Origin of the sequence: Streptomyces sp. NPDC018964 (assembly GCF_044390325.1) — a bacterium.
In the GTDB taxonomy this organism is placed as follows: Bacteria; Actinomycetota; Actinomycetes; order Streptomycetales; family Streptomycetaceae; genus Streptomyces.
Genome location: NZ_JBIRYZ010000005.1, coordinates 397,214 through 416,511 on the forward strand (window position 1 = coordinate 397,214; position 19,298 = coordinate 416,511).

At 72.7% G+C, this 19,298-nt stretch carries 15 protein-coding genes and 1 pseudogene; 2 read left to right on the plus strand and 14 right to left on the minus strand.

The genetic code is table 11. From position 1 onward, the window contains the following. Positions 1-155 precede the first annotated feature (155 nt). From ACH5AO_RS11535 to ACH5AO_RS11555, 5 genes and pseudogenes are all read right to left on the minus strand, one after another. Positions 156-1,418: an AI-2E family transporter gene (locus ACH5AO_RS11535; protein ID WP_398924034.1), complete on the minus strand. Its 1,263-nt coding sequence runs from the start codon at positions 1,416-1,418 to the stop codon at positions 156-158. A gap of 58 nt (positions 1,419-1,476) precedes the next feature. Continuing rightward, positions 1,477-1,671: a DUF3046 domain-containing protein gene (locus ACH5AO_RS11540; RefSeq protein WP_217128365.1), complete on the minus strand. Its 195-nt coding sequence runs from the start codon at positions 1,669-1,671 to the stop codon at positions 1,477-1,479. Between the two features lie 421 nt (positions 1,672-2,092). Continuing rightward, the gene (locus tag ACH5AO_RS11545) at positions 2,093-2,401 is read right to left on the minus strand and encodes an AzlD domain-containing protein (protein WP_398924035.1); all 309 of its coding nucleotides are present in this window, start codon (positions 2,399-2,401) and stop codon (positions 2,093-2,095) included. Beyond that, the gene (locus ACH5AO_RS11550; RefSeq protein WP_398924036.1) at positions 2,398-3,147 is read right to left on the minus strand and encodes an AzlC family ABC transporter permease; all 750 of its coding nucleotides are present in this window, start codon (positions 3,145-3,147) and stop codon (positions 2,398-2,400) included. The genes ACH5AO_RS11545 and ACH5AO_RS11550 overlap by 4 nt, the downstream gene beginning before the upstream one ends. Then, positions 3,045-4,013, minus strand: a pseudogene (locus tag ACH5AO_RS11555) (AraC family transcriptional regulator); the annotation flags it as partial. The pseudogene ACH5AO_RS11555 and the gene ACH5AO_RS11550, both read right to left, overlap by 103 nt. Positions 4,014-4,096: 83 nt before the next feature. Here ACH5AO_RS11555 and ACH5AO_RS11560 point away from each other — a divergent pair. After that, on the plus strand, positions 4,097-8,977 hold the full coding sequence (locus ACH5AO_RS11560; protein WP_398924037.1) for an ATP-dependent helicase: 4,881 nt from the start codon (positions 4,097-4,099) through the stop codon (positions 8,975-8,977). 50 nt (positions 8,978-9,027) lie between these two features. Continuing rightward, positions 9,028-9,837 carry an Fpg/Nei family DNA glycosylase gene (locus tag ACH5AO_RS11565; RefSeq protein WP_398924038.1) on the plus strand — a complete coding sequence of 270 codons (810 nt, stop codon included), beginning with the start codon at positions 9,028-9,030 and terminating at the stop codon, positions 9,835-9,837. On the opposite strand, the gene ACH5AO_RS11570 is transcribed toward ACH5AO_RS11565, so the two are convergent. From ACH5AO_RS11570 to ACH5AO_RS11610, 9 genes are all read right to left on the minus strand, one after another. Further along, positions 9,737-10,075 carry a hypothetical protein gene (locus ACH5AO_RS11570; RefSeq protein ID WP_398924039.1) on the minus strand — a complete coding sequence of 113 codons (339 nt, stop codon included), beginning with the start codon at positions 10,073-10,075 and terminating at the stop codon, positions 9,737-9,739. The two genes, ACH5AO_RS11565 and ACH5AO_RS11570, sit on opposite strands and share 101 nt — an antisense overlap. Positions 10,076-10,201: 126 nt before the next feature. Then, positions 10,202-10,672 (minus strand): Dps family protein, encoded by a 471-nt coding sequence (locus ACH5AO_RS11575; RefSeq protein ID WP_398924040.1) that lies wholly within the window; start codon positions 10,670-10,672, stop codon positions 10,202-10,204. Positions 10,673-10,856: 184 nt separating this feature from the next. Further along, positions 10,857-11,237, minus strand: coding sequence for a helix-turn-helix domain-containing protein (locus ACH5AO_RS11580; protein ID WP_030825954.1), 381 nt, complete (start codon positions 11,235-11,237; stop codon positions 10,857-10,859). Positions 11,238-11,346: 109 nt separating this feature from the next. After that, positions 11,347-11,892, minus strand: coding sequence for a CinA family protein (locus ACH5AO_RS11585; RefSeq protein ID WP_398924041.1), 546 nt, complete (start codon positions 11,890-11,892; stop codon positions 11,347-11,349). Beyond that, positions 11,889-12,767, minus strand: a complete 879-nt coding sequence (pgsA, locus tag ACH5AO_RS11590) for a CDP-diacylglycerol--glycerol-3-phosphate 3-phosphatidyltransferase (protein WP_398924042.1) — start codon at positions 12,765-12,767, stop codon at positions 11,889-11,891. The genes ACH5AO_RS11585 and pgsA overlap by 4 nt, the downstream gene beginning before the upstream one ends. Beyond that, positions 12,764-14,239 carry a 30S ribosomal protein S12 methylthiotransferase RimO gene (gene rimO / locus ACH5AO_RS11595; RefSeq protein ID WP_398924043.1) on the minus strand — a complete coding sequence of 492 codons (1,476 nt, stop codon included), beginning with the start codon at positions 14,237-14,239 and terminating at the stop codon, positions 12,764-12,766. The genes pgsA and rimO overlap by 4 nt, the downstream gene beginning before the upstream one ends. Positions 14,240-14,332: 93 nt before the next feature. Then, entirely contained in the window at positions 14,333-15,172 is an 840-nt protein-coding gene (locus ACH5AO_RS11600; protein ID WP_398924044.1) for a RodZ domain-containing protein, read from the minus strand. A 252-nt stretch (positions 15,173-15,424) separates the two neighbouring features. After that, positions 15,425-18,202, minus strand: a complete 2,778-nt coding sequence (locus ACH5AO_RS11605) for a DNA translocase FtsK (protein WP_398924045.1) — start codon at positions 18,200-18,202, stop codon at positions 15,425-15,427. Between the two features lie 156 nt (positions 18,203-18,358). Beyond that, positions 18,359-19,036: a two-component system response regulator gene (locus ACH5AO_RS11610; protein WP_217128377.1), complete on the minus strand. Its 678-nt coding sequence runs from the start codon at positions 19,034-19,036 to the stop codon at positions 18,359-18,361. Positions 19,037-19,298 lie beyond the last annotated feature (262 nt).

Genomic DNA, 19,298 nt, shown 5'->3' on the forward strand with positions numbered 1-19,298 from the left:
CGGCCTGTGAATAACGGGGGTGCACTCCAGCTCGAACCAAGACATAACACCCGCCGCTGAGCCTCACCGGCGCTTCCATGAGAATGGATGTTCGATTTTCGTGTCAAGCGCATCACACGGCACCGCAGTCCTGCCCGCGACGCGGACGGCCACCCTCAGGAGGCCGCCCCGGTGTCTCCGCCGCGGGCCCGCACCGCGTCCGTCCGGTGGCCCCGCAGACGACGGAGGCGGGCGAGTACGCCCGGCCCGCCGGGGCCGCGGTGGCCGAGCACACGGGGGTCGTCCGTGACGTCGTACCGCCGCACGTACGCACCCAGGAACGCCTGGAGGGTGGCGACGGCGGGGATGGCGATCAGCGCGCCGACGGCACCGAGCAGGGCGGTGCCCGCGACGACCGAGCCGAAGGCGACCGCCGGGTGGATGTCGACGGTCTTGGAGGTCAGCTTGGGCTGCAGCACGTAGTTCTCGAACTGCTGGTAGACCACCACGAAGATCAGCACCCACAGCGCGTACCAGGGGTCCACCGTGAACGCGATCAGCATGGGCAGGGCGCCCGCGAGATAGGTGCCGATGGTGGGGATGAACTGCGACACCAGGCCCACCCACACAGCGAGGACGGGCGCGTAGGGCACCTCGAGGAACTCCAGCAGAACGTAGTGCGCCAGGCCGGAGGCCAGTGCCATCAGTCCGCGCGAGTAGAGGTAGCCGCCCGTCTTGTTCACGGCGATCTCCCACGCGCGCAGCACCTCGGCCTGCCGGGCGGGCGGCAGCAGGGAGCAGACGGTGCGCCGCAGCCGCGGGCCGTCGGCGGCGAAGTAGAACGAGAACAGGCCGACGGTCAGCAGTTGGAAGAGACCGCCGAGGACCTGCGCGGAGACGTCCAGGACACCGGTGGCGCTGTTCTGGACGTAGTTACGCAGCCAGTCGGAGCGCAGCAGGCCCTCCTGGATGTCCACGCGCCGCAACTCGGTGTGGAAGTGCGTGTTGATCCAGTTGATCACAGAGTCGAGGTAGTCCGGGAAGTCCTCGACGATCTTGATGATCTGTCCCGCCAGCATGGACCCGAGCAGCGTGACGAAGCCCGCCGCCGCGACCAGCACGCCCAGGAAGACGAGGAAGGTGCCCAGGCCCCGGCGCACCCCGCGCGCGGCCATCCAGCTCACCGCGGGCTCGACGGCGAGCGCCAGGAAGAACGCGATGAGGATGTTGATCAGCAGGCCGATGAGCTGGTGGAAGGCCCAACTGCCCAGCTGGAACACGGCATACAGCGCGAGGGCGAGCACCATGGCGCGCGGCAGCCAGCGCGGCATGCGGGCGCCCGGCCCGGATATGGGGGCCGCCGGAGGCCCGGCGGGCGGCTGCGCGCCGGACGTGATGGGGTGCCGGGCCGCCTGCCCGGTCTCGTCAGTGGATGCCACGGACCAAGTCTCGCCCACGCCGACGGCAGCCATGCGCCACCGGCGGTCCCTGTGACGATCAGCGCTTCTCCGCGGGGACGTTCATGACCGTGCAGACCACCTGCCAGACGTCCTTGGCGTTCCAGCCGGCCGCCAGCGCCTCGTGCACGGTGCGCCCGCCGAGCTCGGACATGACATGGTCGCGCGCGAAGGTGTCGGCGTACCCCGCACCGAAGTGCTCCGCCATCCGCTCCCAGAAAACCGTCAACCGCATGCGTCCAGTATCCCGCCTGCGGGAACGGCCCCGAGCCGGGGCGCCTGCCGGCGCCGTCTTCCGCCCACGGCCGGGCCCGGAGCTGCCCCACTGTCCCCGACGCCCCTGCCGCAGGGCTCGCTCGCGCGGGCGGAGCGGCTCATCCGGCTCACCGCGCGGGTGCTCGAGCAGCACCTCTTCGCCCGCCCCTTCCGGGGCGGCGGCACCGGTCCGGTGGAGACGGCGCCGGACGCCTACCGCAACGAGGTGTGGCACGCCCGGCTGTTCCGTGCGGCCGGCCCGCCGGCAGGCCGCGGGGATGCTGCCGGCACCCCTCCAGGGCGAGCAAGCGGAACCCGCTCCCGGTCAGCGGTCACGCCGTCCGGGTGCCCCGGTGCCGGCGGATCCCCGCACGGCACCGCCGGGCACCGTGTCCACCGCCTCACCCGCCCAGTGCCCGCACCCCCGCCGTCACCACGACGGCCGCTGTGACGACGAGCAGGAACGGGGCGCGCAGGGCCAGCGCCACGGCGGCGGCCGCCACCCCGGCCGCACGGGCGTCCAGGACCAGGACCCGGCCGTCGGAGAAGGTCTGCTGGGCCGTCAGGGCGGCCAGCAGGGCGACCGGAAGGAGCGCGGCGAGACGCCTGACGAGGGGCCGTTCCAGGACCCCGGCGGGTACCAGCAGCCCCGCGAGCTTGACGGCGTAGCAGCCGACGGCGGTCACACCGATCGCGATCCAGATGTTCAACGGTCCCCCTCCGTCGTGTCACCGCGCGGGGCGCTCTTCCGGCCCCGCGCCCACAGGACGGCCGGTGCCGCGAGCGCGGCCACCAGGACCGGCACACCGGCCGGCAGCACGGGCAGCAGCCCCAGCCCCAGGAGGACGGCGAGCCCGGCGACGGCCCGTTCGGTGCCGGTGCGCAGCATCGGCGCGAGGAGCGCCAGGAAGACCGCGGGGCCGGCCGCGTCCAGCCCCCACGCGTCGGTGTCCCCGATGGCCTCGGCACCCAGTGCGCCGAGCAGTGTGGTGAGGTTCCACAGCAGGTACAGGCTGAGCCCGGTCACCAGGAACCCGATGCGCGCGGCGCGCCGGCCGGGCTGGGCGAGCGAGACGGCGGTCGTCTCGTCGATCACCCACTGGGCGGCGAACGGCCGCACCGCGCGGGGCAGCGCGAGCAGCTGCGACAGCCGCAGCCCGTAGAACGCGTTGCGCACTCCCAGGAAGAACGCCCCCGCGGCGGCCGTGAACGGTCCCCCGCCCGCCGCCAACGCCCCCACCAGAGCGAACTGGGAGGCGCCGGTGAACACCAGGAGGCTGAGCGCGCAGGTCTGGAGCAGGGTGAGCCCGCTGCCCGCCGAGGTCACGCCGAAGGCGAACCCGGAGAGCCCGACGGCGATCCCGACGCCGAGGGCGTCCCGTACGACGGCACCGTCCGGCTTTCCTCCTCCGTCGTCCCGTACGTCCGCGAGCGCTTGTGTCCGTTCCACTGCCACGACCCGGACGGTACGGGCGTGCCGTCCCGCGCGTCTTGTACGTTCTTGCGCTCGCGCTGGTACGCCCCCGGGGGCACGCCGACGATCCGGCTGAAGTGCCGGTTCAGATGCGGCTGGTCGGTGAAGCCGACCGCGACGGCCGCCTCCGACGGTGCCGTCCCCGCGTCCAGCAGCCGCCGTGCCCGCCGCACGCGCGCGTCGGTGAGCCAGGCGTGCGGCGGCATCCCGTAGGTGTTCCGGAAGGCGCGCAGCAGCGCGAACGGACCGGTTCCCAGCTCCCCGGCCAGCCGCTCCAGGGTCGGCGGATCGGCCATCCGCTCCTCCAGCACGGCACGCGCGCGTGCCGCGATCCGGGCGCCCGCCGTGCGCACCTCGCGTCGCGGCAGCGTTCCGCCGTTCAGCCGCAGCAGCCGGGTCACCGCGACCCGGAGCAGGGTGTCGGCGGCGAGCGCGTTGCCCTCGTCGGTGGCCCGCAGCACCTGGTGCACCAGGTGCACGGTGTACGGGTCGTCGAGCACCGGCGTCACGAACCCCGGTGCGCCGCGCAGCGTGGTGGTCTCGGCGGCGATGGCGGCCACCACCTCGGGCGACGGGTACACCGCTCCGTACCGCCAGCCCTCGGGAACGCCCGCCCGGCCGGTGTGCGGGGTGTCCGGGTTCACCAGGGCCAGGGACCCGGCGCCCGCGTACACGTCACCGCCGCCGTGGTGGAAGACCTCCGCCCCGTCGGCGATGGCGGCGATCACGAAGTGCTCGTGGGTGTGCCGGACGAACGTCTTCCGTATGTACCGGGCACGCAGCAGATCGACACCGGGCAGTTCGTCGTACCGCCAGTGCCGCGCCCGCTCCTCACGCGATTCCGCCATACGGCCATTGTCACGCGGCCACCGAACGCCCCCGCCCGTCCCGGCTCGGCGTGATTGTCAGTGGCCGGGTGCACGATGGACGCATGGTCAGTGATCCGCACCGAGCCCTGGACGGCTTCTCCCCCGCGACCCGCGGCTGGTTCACGGGGGCGTTCTCCGCGCCCACCGCCGCCCAGGCCGGCGCGTGGCGGGCCATCGGGGAGGGTTCGGACGTGCTGGTGGTCGCCCCCACCGGTTCCGGGAAGACCCTGGCCGCCTTCCTCGCCGCCCTGGACCAGCTCGCCTCGACGCCGCCGCCCGCCGACCCCAAGAAACGCTGCCGCGTCCTGTACGTCTCGCCGCTGAAGGCCCTGGCCGTCGACGTCGAGCGCAATCTGCGCAGCCCGCTGACCGGCATCCGCCAGGAGTCCGTGCGCCTGGGGCTGCCCGAGCCCGAGGTGAGGGTCGGCATCCGCTCCGGCGACACCCCGCCCGCCGAGCGGCGCGCCCTGGCCACCCGCCCGCCCGACATCCTGATCACCACGCCCGAATCGCTGTTCCTGATGCTGACGTCCGCCACGCGCGACGCGCTCACGGGCGTGGAGACGGTGATCCTCGACGAGGTGCACGCGGTCGCCGGCACCAAGCGCGGCGCGCACCTCGCGCTCTCCCTGGAGCGGCTGGACGAGCTGCTGCCCCGCCCGGCCCGCCGCATCGGCCTCTCGGCGACGGTGCGCCCGGTCGACGAGATCGCCCGGTTCCTCTCCCCGCGCCGCAAGGTGGAGATCGTCCAGCCGGAGTCGGGCAAGGAGTTCGACCTGTCCGTGGTGGTGCCGGTCGAGGACCTGGGCGAGCTGGGCGGCTCCCCGGTCGCCGACGGCTCGGAGGGCGCCGAGCGCCCGTCGATCTGGCCGCACGTCGAGGAGCGGATCGCCGACCTGGTGCAGGCGCACCGCTCGACGATCGTGTTCGCGAACTCCCGCCGCCTCGCGGAGCGGCTGTGCAACCGGCTCAACGAGATCGCCTACGAGCGGGCCACCGGCGAGCCCCTGGACGAGCACCACTCCCCCGCCGAGCTGATGGGCGGCTCCGGGTCCGCCCAGGGCGCGCCCGCGGTCATCGCGCGCGCCCATCACGGCTCGGTGTCCAAGGAGCAGCGCGCCCTGGTCGAGGAGGACCTCAAGGCGGGCCGGCTGCCCGCGGTGGTCGCCACCTCCAGCCTGGAGCTGGGCATCGACATGGGCGCCGTCGACCTGGTGGTCCAGGTCGAGTCGCCGCCGTCCGTCGCCTCCGGGCTCCAGCGCGTCGGCCGCGCGGGGCACCAGGTGGGCGCGGTCTCCACGGGCGTGGTGTTCCCGAAGTACCGGGGCGACCTGGTGCAGGCGGTCGTGGTCACCGAGCGGATGCGCGCGGGCGCCATCGAGTCCCTGCGCGTCCCCGCGAACCCCCTGGACGTGCTGGCCCAGCAGCTCGTCGCCATGACGGCCATGGACACCTGGCAGCTCGACGACCTGCTCGCCCTGGTCCGCCGCGCCGCGCCCTTCGCCTCCCTGCCCGAGTCCGCCTTCACGGCCGTCCTGGACATGCTCGCCGGCCGCTACCCGTCCGACGCCTTCGCGGAGCTGCGCCCGCGCGTGGTGTGGGACCGGGTCACGGGCGAGATCACCGGCCGCCCCGGCGCCCAGCGCCTGGCCGTCACCTCCGGGGGCACGATCCCCGACCGCGGCCTCTTCGGGGTGTTCCTCGCCGGCTCCGACCCCAAGAAGGGTGGCGGACGGGTCGGCGAGCTGGACGAGGAGATGGTCTACGAGTCCCGTGTGGGCGACGTCTTCACGCTCGGCACCAGCTCCTGGCGCATCGAGGACATCACGCGCGACCGCGTCCTGGTCTCCCCGGCGCCGGGTGTGCCGGGCCGGCTGCCGTTCTGGAAGGGCGACCAGCTGGGCCGGCCGCTGGAGCTCGGCCGCGCGGTGGGCGCGTTCCTGCGCGAGGTGGGCTCGCTGTCCAAGGACGACGCCCGGCTGCGGCTCCTGGCGGCGGGACTGGACGCCTGGGCCGCCGACAACGTCCTGTCCTACCTCGACGAGCAGCGCGAGGCCTGCGGCCACGTCCCCGACGACCGCACCATCGTCGTGGAGCGCTTCCGTGACGAACTGGGCGACTGGCGGGTCGTCGTGCACTCCCCGTTCGGCGCCCAGGTGCACGCCCCGTGGGCGCTCGCGCTCGGTGCCCGCCTCTCCGAGCGGTACGGCATGGACGCCCAGGTGATGCACGCCGACGACGGCATCGTGCTGCGCCTGCCGGACGCCGACCTGATGGGCCTGGACCTGCTCGACCAGGAGCCGGTGCGGGCCGGCACCGAGTACGACACGGACCAGGCGCCCGTGGGCGCGGCCGACGTCGTCTTCGACAAGGGCGAGGTCGACCAGGTCGTCACCGACCAGGTGGGCGGCTCGGCGCTGTTCGCGTCCCGGTTCCGCGAGTGCGCCGCCCGCGCGCTGCTGCTGCCGCGCCGCAACCCCGGCCGGCGCACCCCGCTGTGGCAGCAGCGCCAGCGCGCCTCCCAGCTGCTCCAGGTGGCCGGTGAGTTCGGCTCGTTCCCGATCGTCCTCGAGGCCGTCCGCGAGTGCCTCCAGGACGTCTTCGACGTGCCCGGGCTCGTCGAGCTGATGGGTGACCTGGAGGCGCGCAAGGTGCGCCTGGTCGAGGTCACCACCCCCGAGCCGTCCCCGTTCGCCCGCTCCCTCCTCTTCGGATACGTCGCCCAGTTCCTGTACGAGGGCGACTCCCCGCTCGCCGAGCGCCGCGCCGCCGCCCTGTCGCTGGACTCGCGGCTGCTGGCCGAGCTGCTCGGCCAGGCGGAGCTGCGTGAGCTGCTCGACGCGGAGGTGCTGACCGAGCTGGAGCGCGAGCTGCAGTGGCTCACCGAGGACCGGCGCGTCAAGGACGCGGAGGGCGTGGCCGACCTGCTGCGACTGCTGGGCCCGCTCACCGACGCCGAACTCGCCGAGCGGGGCGCCGAACCGCAGTGGGCGCGGGAGCTCGCCTCCGCGCGGCGCGCCATCCGGGTGCGGGTGGCCGCCACCGACCACTGGGCGGCGATCGAGGACGCCGGCCGGCTGCGCGACGCGCTGGGCACGGCGCTGCCGGTCGGTGTGCCGGAGGCGTTCACCGAGCCGGTCAAGGATCCCCTCGGTGACCTCCTCGCGCGGTACGCGCGCACCCACGGCCCGTTCACGTCGGCGACGGCGGCGGCCCGTTTCGGTCTGGGTGTGGCGGTCACGGAGGGCGCCCTGCGGCGGCTCTCGGCGGCCGGCAGGGTCGTCCAGGGCGAGTTCCATCCGGCCGGCATCGGACAGGAGTGGTGCGACGCGGCCGTACTGCGCCGGCTGCGCCGCCGCTCCCTGGCCGCGCTGCGGCACGAACTGGAGCCGGTGCCACCGCCCGCGCTCGCCCAGTTCCTCCCCCAGTGGCAGCACATCGGCAAGGGGCACTCCCTGCGCGGCGTCGACGGCCTGGTGCGCGCCGTCGAGCAGTTGCAGGGTGCGTCCGTGCCCGCGTCCGCCCTGGAGAAGCTGGTCCTGCCGTCCCGGGTGGCGGACTACTCCCCGGCGATGCTGGACGAGCTGACGGCCGCCGGGGAGGTCGTGTGGGCGGGCGCCGGTTCGCTGCCCGGGAAGGACGGCTGGGTCTCCCTCTACCTCGCGGACGCGGCCCCGCTGCTGCTGCCGCCCCCGCACCCCCTGGAGCCGACCGCCCTCCACCGGTCCGTCCTGGACGCCCTCTCCGGCGGCTACGGCCTGTTCTTCCGCCAGATCGCCGACCAGGTCCGCGCCACCACGCACCCCGAGGCCACCGATCCCCAACTGGCCGACGCCCTGTGGGACCTCGCCTGGTCCGGGCGGCTGACCAACGACACGCTCACGCCCCTGCGCTCCCTGCTGGGCTCGGGCCGCACCGCGGGCTCCACCGCCCACCGCGCGAAGCGCTCCGTCCCGCGCGGACGCTACGGCTCGCTCACGGCGGCCGCCCGCAGCGCCTCCCGCACCGGCCCGCCGACCGTCGCGGGCCGCTGGTCCCTGCTCCCGGACCGGGACACCGACGCCACGGTCCGCGCCCATGCCCTGGCCCGTACCCTGCTCGACCGGCACGGTGTGGTGACCCGGGGTGCCGTCTCCGCGGAGGGCGTCGAGGGCGGCTTCTCGGCGGTGTACCGCGTGCTGTCCGCCTTCGAGGAGACGGGGCAGGCACGTCGCGGTTACGTGGTGGAGGGGCTGGGCGCCGCCCAGTTCGCGATGGACGGAGCCGTGGACCGCCTCCGCGCGGCGGCCAACGCCCGCGAGCGGGGCGACGGCCTCCCCGCCCCGGGCGCGCCCGGCCCCTTCGACGCCGGGCCGGACCCCTCCGGGACCGCCCCGGGCCCCGGAGGCTTCCCCGGCCAGGACGACCCGCCGTACCTCCGCCTCTCACCGGGCGATTACGTCTCCCCGCGCGACCTGGCTCCGCGCCAGTCCCCTCCGCCCCGGCGGAACGACGGGCGTCCCGCGTACGACCCCTTCGCCGGCCGCCGTACCGGTCCGGACCGCGCCGTACGCGCCGTGGTCCTGGCCGCCTCCGACCCGGCGAACGCCTACGGTGCCGCCCTGGGCTGGCCCGAGCCGCCGGCCGGTGCCGGGCACAAGCCCGGCCGCAAGGCGGGCTCCCTGGTGGTGCTGGTGGAGGGCGAGCTGACGCTCTACATGGAGCGCGGTGGCAGGACGCTGCTGGCCTGGCCCGCCGACGCCGACGCCGACGCCGAACCCTCCGCCGATCCGCGCCTCCCGGCCGCCGCCGAGGCCCTCGCCGCGGCCGCCCGCGCGGGCTCCCTCGGCACGGTCACGGTGGAGCGCGTCAACGGGACCTCGGCACTGACGTCCCCGCTGGGCACCCTCCTGGAGACCGCCGGTTTCGTCGCCACGCCCAGAGGCCTGCGCCTGCGCGCCTGACCCGCGGCCGGTGCCCCCGGTCCGGGCGTCCGACGTGCCACCCTTGACGCATGCCCGAAGGAGACACGGTCTGGCAGGCCGCGCGGCGGCTGCACGACGCGTTGGCCGGCGAGGTGCTGACCCGCAGCGACCTCCGGGTGCCGAGATTCGCCACGGCCGACCTCACCGGCCGCGCCGTGCTGGACGTCACCCCGCGCGGCAAGCACCTGCTGACCCGCGTCGAAGGCGGTCTGACGCTGCACTCGCACCTGAGGATGGACGGCTCCTGGCGGGTGTACACGCCCGGTCAGCGCTGGAACGGCGGCCCCGCCCACCAGATCCGCGCGATCCTCGGCAACGCCGACCGCACGGCCGTCGGCTACCGGCTCCCCGTCCTGGAACTGATGCGCACCGCCGACGAGGACCGCGCGGTCGGTCATCTCGGCCCCGATCTCCTCGGCCCGGACTGGGACCCCCGCCTCGCGCTGGCCAACCTGCTGAAGGACCCGGCCCGCCCCCTCGGTGAGGCCTTGCTGGACCAGCGGAACCTCGCCGGGATCGGCAACGTCTTCAAGAGCGAGCTGTGCTTCCTCCTCGGTGTCACCCCCTGGCTCCCCATGGGGGAGCTGCCCGTCGACCGTTCCGCAAAGCTTCCGGTGCTCGCCCGGAAACTGCTGGAGTTCAACCGCGAGCGCCCGGTCCGCAACACCACGGGCCGCCGCGGCCAGGACCTGTTCGTGTACGGCCGCGCCCGCCGCCCCTGCCTGCGCTGCCGCACCCTCATCCGCCTCGCCGACCAGGGCGACGGCTCCCGCGAGCGTCCCACCTACTGGTGCCCCGTCTGCCAGCCGGGTCCGGCTCCGTCCACTCCCCGTCGGTGAACCGACGCACGGTGCTCACCCGCCACGCCCGCCGCCACCGCCCCGCCGCGAGCGCCCCCTCCGCCCGCGCCTTGGGCACGCAGTGCACCGGCAGCAGACTGAGCCCCCACCCGCCGGCCGCGACCGCCCCTTCCACCACCCCGGCGTCGGGCACCAGCAGCAGCCGCGCCACCGCCCACCACCACAGCGCCCCGAACCCCAGAACGGCCCCCAGGCGCAGCGCCCGCCCCGTCGTCACGGCCCCCACCCCCGCGCCGACGCTATGAGACCGTTCGCCCCCGCGCACAGGGCGCACCAACGGTACACAGGCGCATCCCGGCCCCCGGGCCTCTCCTCGAGGGCCCCACGGCCCTCCGGAACCACGTCACCCGTTCTCGGCCTGGAACATCCAGTGCTGCTTCTCGAGGTCCGCGGTGATCGTGATCAGGATGTCCTGGCTCACCGGGTCCGGTTCGGCGGTCGCCGTGACCCGCTCCCGCATACGGGCGATCACCGCGCCCAGTGCCTCCACGAGCGCACCCACGGCGGCCGTGTCGTCGACCCAGCCCTCGGGCGTCACCCCGATGCCGCTGCCGACCGCCACCGTCGCGGCACGCCCGTCGGGCGAGACCCCCAGTGCCGCGGCGCGTTCCGCCACGGTGTCGGAGTGCTTACGCGCCAGGGTCACGACCTCGTCGAGCTGGAGATGCACGGAACGGAAGCGCTGTCCGACCACGTTCCAGTGGATCTGTTTGGCCACCAGGGCGAGATCCACCAGGTCGACCAGGGCGCCCTGCAGTGCCTCGGACACGGTCTTCAGGTTCGCGTCGGACAACGGGCTCTTCACGACGTACATCCGCACCTCCGTGGCTGGCCCCCCGCCTCGTTCCTCCACGATGACCGCCAGGCACCGCACCGGCAAACGCACAGGAGAAGGCCCGCGCATGCGAAAACCCCGGCAGCACCCTTCCGGATCTCCCGGAAGGGCCCCTACCGGGGCATCTCACACCTTCACACCACGTGTGCGCGGAACACCACGCTCACGCGGCGACGACGTCCACCGCCTCGGCGGGCGCCTTGATGGTCACCCGTTCCGGTGGCACACCGGTCACCGAAACGGAACCCAGCATTGGACGAACCGGCGTGGGTACGGACTCGCTGGGGGTTGCTGCAGCAGACTGGGCCAGTTCGGCGAGAGCGAGCTCGTCGCTCACTTCCCGCATGAGCTCGGACATCCGTACGTCCAGCGCGTCGCAGATGGCGGAGAGCAGCTCGGAGGAAGCCTCCTTCTGCCCCCGCTCCACCTCGGAGAGATAGCCGAGTGAGACTCGGGCGGACGAGGAGACTTCGCGCAGAGTACGGCCCTGGCGTTGGCGCTGCCGACGCAGCACGTCACCCAGCAGGCGACGGAGCAGAATCATCGGTGGCTCCCTCCTCGGACCGCGTAGCCGCATCCTTCTCGCCCCACCGTACCGCCTTGCGCCGCGGCCGTGCGGGGAGCGATGTCGTGTTCACTCAGGGCTGCAAACATCAAAACCCCCCGTTCCGTTCCGTATCCTGTGCCCGCTCATTCCCGGTCTGTTCGCCCGCGAGCTCCCTCAGAAGCAGTGCGAGCACGCTCCGTACACTCTCCATACGAATTTCCGCGCGGTCGCCGTTCAACCGCAGATGCCGCACTTTTCCGCCGCGGGCGGAACCCGTTCCCGTCCCCGCGGGGCCGTCCACGGCCACGAAAACCGTGCCGACGGCCTGGCCGTCCTGGGGATCGGGACCGGCGACGCCGGTGGTGGCGATGCCCCAGTCGGCGCCCAGCGCCTCGCGGACACCGGCCGCCATCCGGGCCGCGACCTGCGGATCCACCGCTCCGTGCTGTGCCAGCAAGGTGGCGTCCACACCGAGCAGTCGCTGCTTGAGTTCGGTGGCGTACGCCGTCACCGAGCCCCGGAAGACCTTGGACGCCCCGGGCACCGAAGTGATCTCGGCCGCCACCAGACCACCGGTCAGCGACTCGGCGACGGCGAGCGTTCCACCGTTCACAGTGAGTAGTCGCACCACCTCGGTGGCCTCGGAACTCACGCTTCCGTCTCCTCCAACGCCGCCTCGCGCTCGGCGATTCCCCGCCTGCGCAGCACAATGGCCTGTTTCACATAGTCGAGTCCGGTCGCCACGGTCAGCACGACCGCCGCGGCCATCACCCACCACCGCAGTGTGGCCAGCCACCCCGTCAGCGCCAGTACGTACATGCCGACGGCGATGCCCTGGGTGAGGGTCTTGAGCTTGCCCCCTCGGCTGGCCGGGATCACGCCGTAGCGAATGACCAGAAAACGCAGCAGGGTGATCCCGAGTTCCCGGCCGAGGATGACTCCGGTGACCCACCACGGGAGATCGCCCAGCGAGGAGAGACAGATCAGCGCCGCTCCCATGATCGCCTTGTCGGCGATGGGGTCGGCGATCTTCCCGAAGTCGGTGACGAGGTTGTACGTGCGCGCCAGATGACCGTCGAACAGGTCGGTGATCATGGCGATGGCGAAGGCCGCCCAGGCGAACGACCTCCACGCCGGGTCGTAGCCGCCCTCGGCGAGCATCAGCATGACGAACGCCGGCACCAGGAGCAGCCGGAGCATGGTCAGCAGGTTGGCGATGTTCCAGACGCTGGCCTGGTTGACGGCCGCCGCCACGACCTTCGCGCCGCGCGCGGGCCTGCCGCCGTCCTCGGCGCCGTCGCGGGACGCGGTGGCCGACGCGGCCTCGTCGCCGTGCGTCCGGGCGCCGGCCGGGCCACGGCCGGACGCACCGCGCCGGGCCGGTCCGCCGCCGGACGCCCCCGGAGCCGTGCCCCGTGTCTCCCGCGCGACCGCGCGGCCGGACGCCGGCAGGCCTCCGGGGGCGGCGCCCGCCGCCCTCCTCGCGCCGGAGGGGCCTCCTGCCGCCGAGGCCGGGACACCCGTCATCTGCCCGCCTCCTCACTCCACGCGGGCGAACCCTGGAACAGCGGCTCGGCCACCAGGTCGACACCTTCCGTGCCGACCACCTTCGCCTCGACCATACGACCGACGCTCAGGCCCTCGCCGCTCGTGAGCAGCACCTGGCCGTCCGTCTCGGGCGCCTGGTGCGCCCCCCGGCCGTACACGCCCTCCGTCTCGTCGACGGACTCCACCAGCACGTGCACGGTCTCGCCGACCCGCTCCTCGGCGCGCTGCGAGACCAGTTCCTCGGCCATCCGGGAGACACGGGCCAGCCGCTCGGCGACGACGTCCTCGTCCAGCTTGCGGTCGTACGTCGCGGCCTCGGTGCCCTCCTCGTCGGAGTAGCCGAAGACGCCGATGGCGTCGAGCCGCGCGTGGTTCAGGAACCGCTCCAGTTCGGCCAGGTCGGCCGCGGACTCTCCGGGGAAGCCGACGATGAAGTTGGAGCGCACGCCGGCCTGGGGCGCCTTGCTCCGGATCGTGTCGAGCAGTTCCAGGAACCGGTCGGTGTCGCCGAAGCGGCGCATCGCGCGCAGCACGTCGGGCGCGGAGTGCTGGAAGGACAGGTCGAAGTAGGGGGCGACCTTCGGGGTGGAGGTCAGCACGTCGATCAGGCCGGGCCGCATCTCGGCCGGCTGGAGGTAGCTGACCCGCACCCGCTCCAGGCCGTCGACCTCGGCCAGCTCGGGCAGCAGGGACTCCAGCAGGCGGATGTCGCCGAGGTCCTTGCCGTAGGAGGTGTTGTTCTCGGAGACCAGCATGATCTCCTTCACGCCCTGCTCGGCCAGCCAGCGCGTCTCGTTCAGCACGTCGCTGGGGCGGCGCGAGATGAAGGAGCCGCGGAAGGACGGGATGGCGCAGAAGGAGCAGCGCCGGTCGCAGCCGGAGGCGAGCTTCACCGAGGCGACCGGGGAGCCGTCCAGCCGGCGGCGCAGCGGCGCGCGCGGGCCCGAGGCGGGGGCGAGGCCGTCGGGCAGGTCCACCGGGCCGTGTCCCGGAAGGGCGACGGCGGCGGCGGAGTCCTGCCGCTCGGCCGGGCTGATCGGCAGCAGCTTGCGGCGGTCGCGCGGGGTGTGGGAGGCGTGGATGCCGCCGTTCAGGATGGTCTGGAGGCGGTCGGAGATGTCGGCGTAGTCGTCGAAGCCGAGCACGCCGTCGGCCTCGGGAAGGGCCTCGGCGAGTTCCTTGCCGTACCGCTCGGCCATGCAGCCCACCGCGACGACGGCCTGGGTTCTCCCGTGCCCCTTGAGGTCGTTGGCCTCCAGGAGGGCGTCGACGGAGTCCTTCTTGGCGGCCTCGACGAAGCCACAGGTGTTGACGACGGCGACGTCCGCTTCCTCGGCGTCCTCCACGAGCTGCCAGCCGTCCGCCTCCAAACGACCTGCGAGCTCCTCCGAGTCCACCTCGTTACGGGCGCAGCCAAGGGTGACGAGTGCGACGGTACGGCGTTCAGGCATGGGCTCAAGACTACTTCGTCCCGCCGACGCCCCACGTCGACGGGGTTGGCCGATCATGGCCGGCCCCGTCGACGAAGCGCCCTTCGCGCCGGGTCATCCGGCCTGCGGGTCGCCCTTGGTGTAGGTGAGGCGCTCGACGGCGCCCGGCTGCCAGTCGTCCTCGATCTTCTTGCCGTTCACGAACAGGTCGATCGCGCCGGCGTCACCGAGGACCAGGTTGACCTCGGTGTTGTCCTGGAAGGTCTTGGAATCGCCCTGCTTGAGCAGTCCGTCGAACAACTGCCGGCCGTTGTGGTCCTTGGCGGAGATCCAGCTGCGTCCGTCGGCGGCGCTGACCCGGACCGTCACCTTGTCCTGCGGCGCGGCGGCGATGGCGCTGTCCGACGGTTCCGGTTCGGGTGCGACGGGCTTCTCGGACTTGGGTGTGGGTGAGGGCGCCTTGGTGGGCTCGGTGTCCTCGGCGACGTTCGCCTTGCCGCCCTCGTCGTCGCCCTTGACCATCGTGAACCCGACGAAGCCGATCACGACGACGATCGCGGCGACCATGGCCGCGGTCCAGTTGGGGCCGCGTCGCTCCGGACGGATGCGTTCCGCCTCGAACAGCGGGGCGGCCGGGGTCGGGGCCGGACGGCCGCCGCCGTGCTCGGCCTCGTACTGGGCGATCAGCGGGGCCGCGTCGAGGTCCACGGCCTTGGCCAGGGTCCTGATGTGCCCGCGCGCGTAGACGTCGCCGCCGCAGGGAGTGAAGTCGTCCGCCTCGATGGCGTGCACGATGGCGATGCGGACGCGAGTGGCGGTACTGACGTCGTCGACGGTGAGCCCGGCGGCTATGCGCGCCTGCTGCAGCGCTCGGCCGACGGAGACGGAGGGGCGGGCTTCCTCGGAAACGTCTTCGAACGGACGCTCGTCTTCAGGGGAGTTGCCGATGGACACGGGGGCGCCTTTCGAGCGTGTAGCCGCCTGTGCTGGAGGTTCAGTCTAGGAGGGGTACAAGAGGATGGGGCAACCGGGCGGTAGGACTTTGTACGCCATCGGAATGGCCCGACATTCCGATGATGGTTCTGCAGTCTGTCGTTTCCCTCACATTGACGTACGCCGACGGGAAACGGTTGCCCAATGATCGCTTACGGGCGGGTCACGATCGGCCGGCCGGGTGCCCGGAGACGACGACCGCTTCCCGCTCGCCTACCCTTCAGACTCCCCCCGGATCAGTGCGAGCACGCCATCCAGTTCATCGGGTTTCACAAGAACGTCACGGGCCTTCGAACCCTCGCTCGGTCCGACGATGTTCCGCGACTCCATGAGGTCCATCAGCCGGCCCGCCTTGGCGAAGCCGACGCGCAGCTTGCGCTGGAGCATGGACGTCGACCCGAACTGGGTGGAGACGACCAGTTCGGCCGCCTGGCACAGCAGGTCCAGGTCGTCGCCGATGTCCTCGTCGATCTCCTTCTTCTGCTTGCTCCCGACGGTGACGTCGTCCCGGAAGACGGGCGCCATCTGCTCCTTGCAGTGCCGGACGACGGCCGCGACCTCCTCCTCGGTCACGAACGCGCCCTGCAGACGCGTCGGCTTGTTCGCGCCCATCGGCAGGAACAGCCCGTCGCCCTTGCCGATCAGCTTCTCGGCGCCGGGCTGGTCGAGGATGACCCGCGAGTCCGCGAGCGAGGAGGTGGCGAACGCCAGCCGGGACGGCACGTTCGCCTTGATCAGACCGGTGACCACGTCCACGGACGGCCGCTGTGTGGCGAGCACCAGGTGGATGCCGGCCGCCCGCGCGAGCTGCGTGATGCGCACGATGGAGTCCTCGACGTCGCGCGGGGCAACCATCATCAGGTCGGCCAGCTCGTCGACGATCACCAGCAGGTACGGGTACGGCTGCAGCTCCCGCTCACTGCCCTCGGGCGGCTTGACCTTGCCCTCGCGCACCGCGCGGTTGAAGTCGTCGATGTGCCGGTAGCCGTAGGCCGCGAGGTCGTCGTAGCGCAGGTCCATCTCGCGCACGACCCACTGGAGCGCCTCGGCGGCCCGCTTGGGGTTGGTGATGATCGGCGTGATCAGGTGCGGGATGCCCTCGTACGCCGTCAGTTCCACGCGCTTGGGGTCGACCAGGATCATCCGGACGTCCTCCGGGGTCGCCCGCATCATGATCGAGGTGATCAGGCAGTTGATGCAGGACGACTTTCCGGAGCCCGTGGCGCCGGCGACCAGCATGTGCGGCATCTTCGCCAGCGAGTCCATGACGTAGCCGCCCTCGACGTCCTTGCCGAAGGCGACCAGCATCGGGTCGTCGTCCTCGGCGGACTCCGCGAGCCGCAGGACGTCGCCGAGGTTGACCATCTCCCGGTCGGTGTTCGGGATCTCGATGCCGACCGCGGACTTGCCGGGGATCGGGCTGATGATCCGCACGTCCGGGCTGGCGACGGCGTACGCGATGTTCTTGGTCAGCGCGGTCACCCGCTCGACCTTCACGGCCGGGCCGAGCTCCACCACGTAGCGGGTGACCGTCGGGCCGCGGGTGAAGCCGGTGACGGCGGCGTCCACCTTGAACTCCGTGAACACCTTCCGCAGCGCGTCGACGATGGCGTCGTTGGCGGCGCTGCGGGTCTTGCTGGGGCCGCCGCGCTCGAGCAGGTCGAGGGAGGGCAGCGAGTAGGTGATGTCGCCGGAGAGCTGGAGCTGCTCCGCGCGGGCGGGCAGATCACGGGGTTCGCGCGGCGGCTCCTTGGTCATGTCCAGGACGCCGGCCGGCGGTGCGTCCTGCCTCGGCCCGTCCTGCTTCGGCCCGTCCTGCGGCCTGTCCGCCTTCGGCTTCCCTTTCCGCGCGCGGGCGGCCGGAACCGGCGTCGGTGTGGTCGGCTCACGGTCGCCGGTGCTCACGCCCTGGGTCAGGTCGGCGACGATCGGCGAGGGCGGCATCCCGTGCAGCACGGCGCCGTCCAGCGCGGCGGCCGCGGCGGCGGCCACGTCCACGGCGTCCATGGGCCGCTCCATGGAGGACTGCGACACCGTGGGCCTGCGGGGTCGGCCCCGACGCCGGGACAGCGCCTCCTGCTCCGCACCGTCCGGGTCGTACTCCTCGGGCGCCGGCCGCCGTCCGCGACGGCTCGCGGGCAGCGACTCGCGCCACTGCTGCTCGTAACGCTCGTCGTCCTCGCCGAACTCCTCCGGCTCGGGTTCGCGGACGAGGCCGAGCCGGACACCGAGCTGCCGCAGGCGCTGCGGAATGGCGTTCACCGGGGTGGCGGTGACGACCAGCAGACCGAAGACGGTGAGCAGCACCAGCAGCGGCACGGCGAGGACGTCGGTCATGGTCGACGACAACGGTGTGGCCGCGCCCCAGCCGATGAGGCCGCCGGCGTCCCTTATGGCCTGCATGCCGTCGCCGCGCGCGGGCGAGCCGCAGCCGATGTGGATCTGTCCGAGCACGCCGATGACGAGCGCGGACAGGCCGATCACGATCCGTCCGTTGGCCTCCGGCTTCTCCGGGTGCCGGATGAACCGTACGGCGATGACCGCGACCAGGATCGGCACCAGCAGGTCGAGCCGGCCGAAGGCACCGGTGACCAGGATCTCCACGAGGTCGCCGACGGGGCCCTTCAGGTCGGCCCAGGTGCCGGCCGCGACGATCAGGGCGACGGCGAGCAGCAGCAGCGCCAGGCCGTCCTTGCGGTGTGCGGGGTCGAGGTTCTTGGCGCCCTGCCCTATGCCGCGGAAGACGGCGCCGACCGCGTGCGCGAGGCCCAGCCACAGGGCGCGTACGAGCCGGTAGACGCCGCTGGTCGGACTCGGGGCGGCCGGTGCGGGCGCGGCCTTCTTCGCCGGGGCCCTCTTCACCGCGGCCTTCTTGGCGGGAGCCTTCCTCGCCGGGGCCTTCTTGGCGGCAGCCTTCTTCGCCGGAGCCTTCGCGGAAGCGGGCGCCTTCTTCGCGGGCGGCTTCTTGGCTGCGGAGGGACGTGAGGCCATGGGTGTGAGGTTACCGGTGGAGACGGTTGGGGACACGCGTGACGGACGCTTCACCCGTTCGTGTCGCTCCTGCCGAGGCGTGGCGTTGACGCGCAGTTGACGCGGCCTCATGCCCACGACGCGTCGGCTGCCCGGCCAACGCCCTCGCCCCCGGCGTCAGTTCTGCGACGGCACCGACGACGCGCTGCCGGTTCCGGGCTCCAGGGCGTCCAGCGCCCGCCGCAACCCGGTGAGCTTGCGCTCCAGATGGGCGGCCGTGGCCACCGCGGCCGCGTCGGTCGACTCGTCGTTGAGCTGCTTGGTGAGGGCCTCGGCCTGCTCCTCGACGGCCGCGAGCCGCGCCGAGAGCTCGGCGAGCAGCCCCGCCGGCTCCTTGGACTCGGCCGTGTCCTTCTCGCCGCCCTCCAGCTGGAGCCGCAGCAGCGCCGCCTGCTCCCGCAGCTGGCAGTTCTTCATGTACAGCTCGACGAAGACCGAGACCTTCGCGCGCAGCACCCACGGGTCGAACGGCTTGGAGATGTAGTCGACCGCACCCGCCGCGTATCCCCGGAAGGTGTGGTGCGGACCGTGGTTGATCGCGGTGAGGAAGATGATCGGGATGTCCCGGGTCCGCTCCCGCCGCTTGATGTGCGCGGCGGTCTCGAAACCGTCCATGCCCGGCATCTGGACATCCAGCAGGATGACCGCGAAATCGTCCGTGAGCAGTGCTTTGAGCGCTTCCTCCCCGGACGATGCCCGCACCAGTGTCTGATCGAGCGCCGAGAGGATCGCCTCCAGCGCGAGCAGATTCTCCGGCCGGTCATCGACCAGGAGGATCTTGGCCTTCTGCACCATGGCCCGCCCTCCTCGCCCCGGCTTGGGGCCTCCCCTGTCCGCAGGTCCTGGAGACGCACCCGTGGGTACCGCCCCAGGGGACGACTCCCTTGCGCCGCCCGTCCTTGTGCCGGTCATCGTAGCCGCACCCCGCCCGTCGCCACACCCTGTCACCGCGATGTCACTGTGCACGTAGCAGAAACGCGGCGGGAGACCAGAAGGTTCCCCGATTCCCGTACCTCTACACGGCTTCGCGCGTGCCGCGTCGGCAACAACTCGTGAA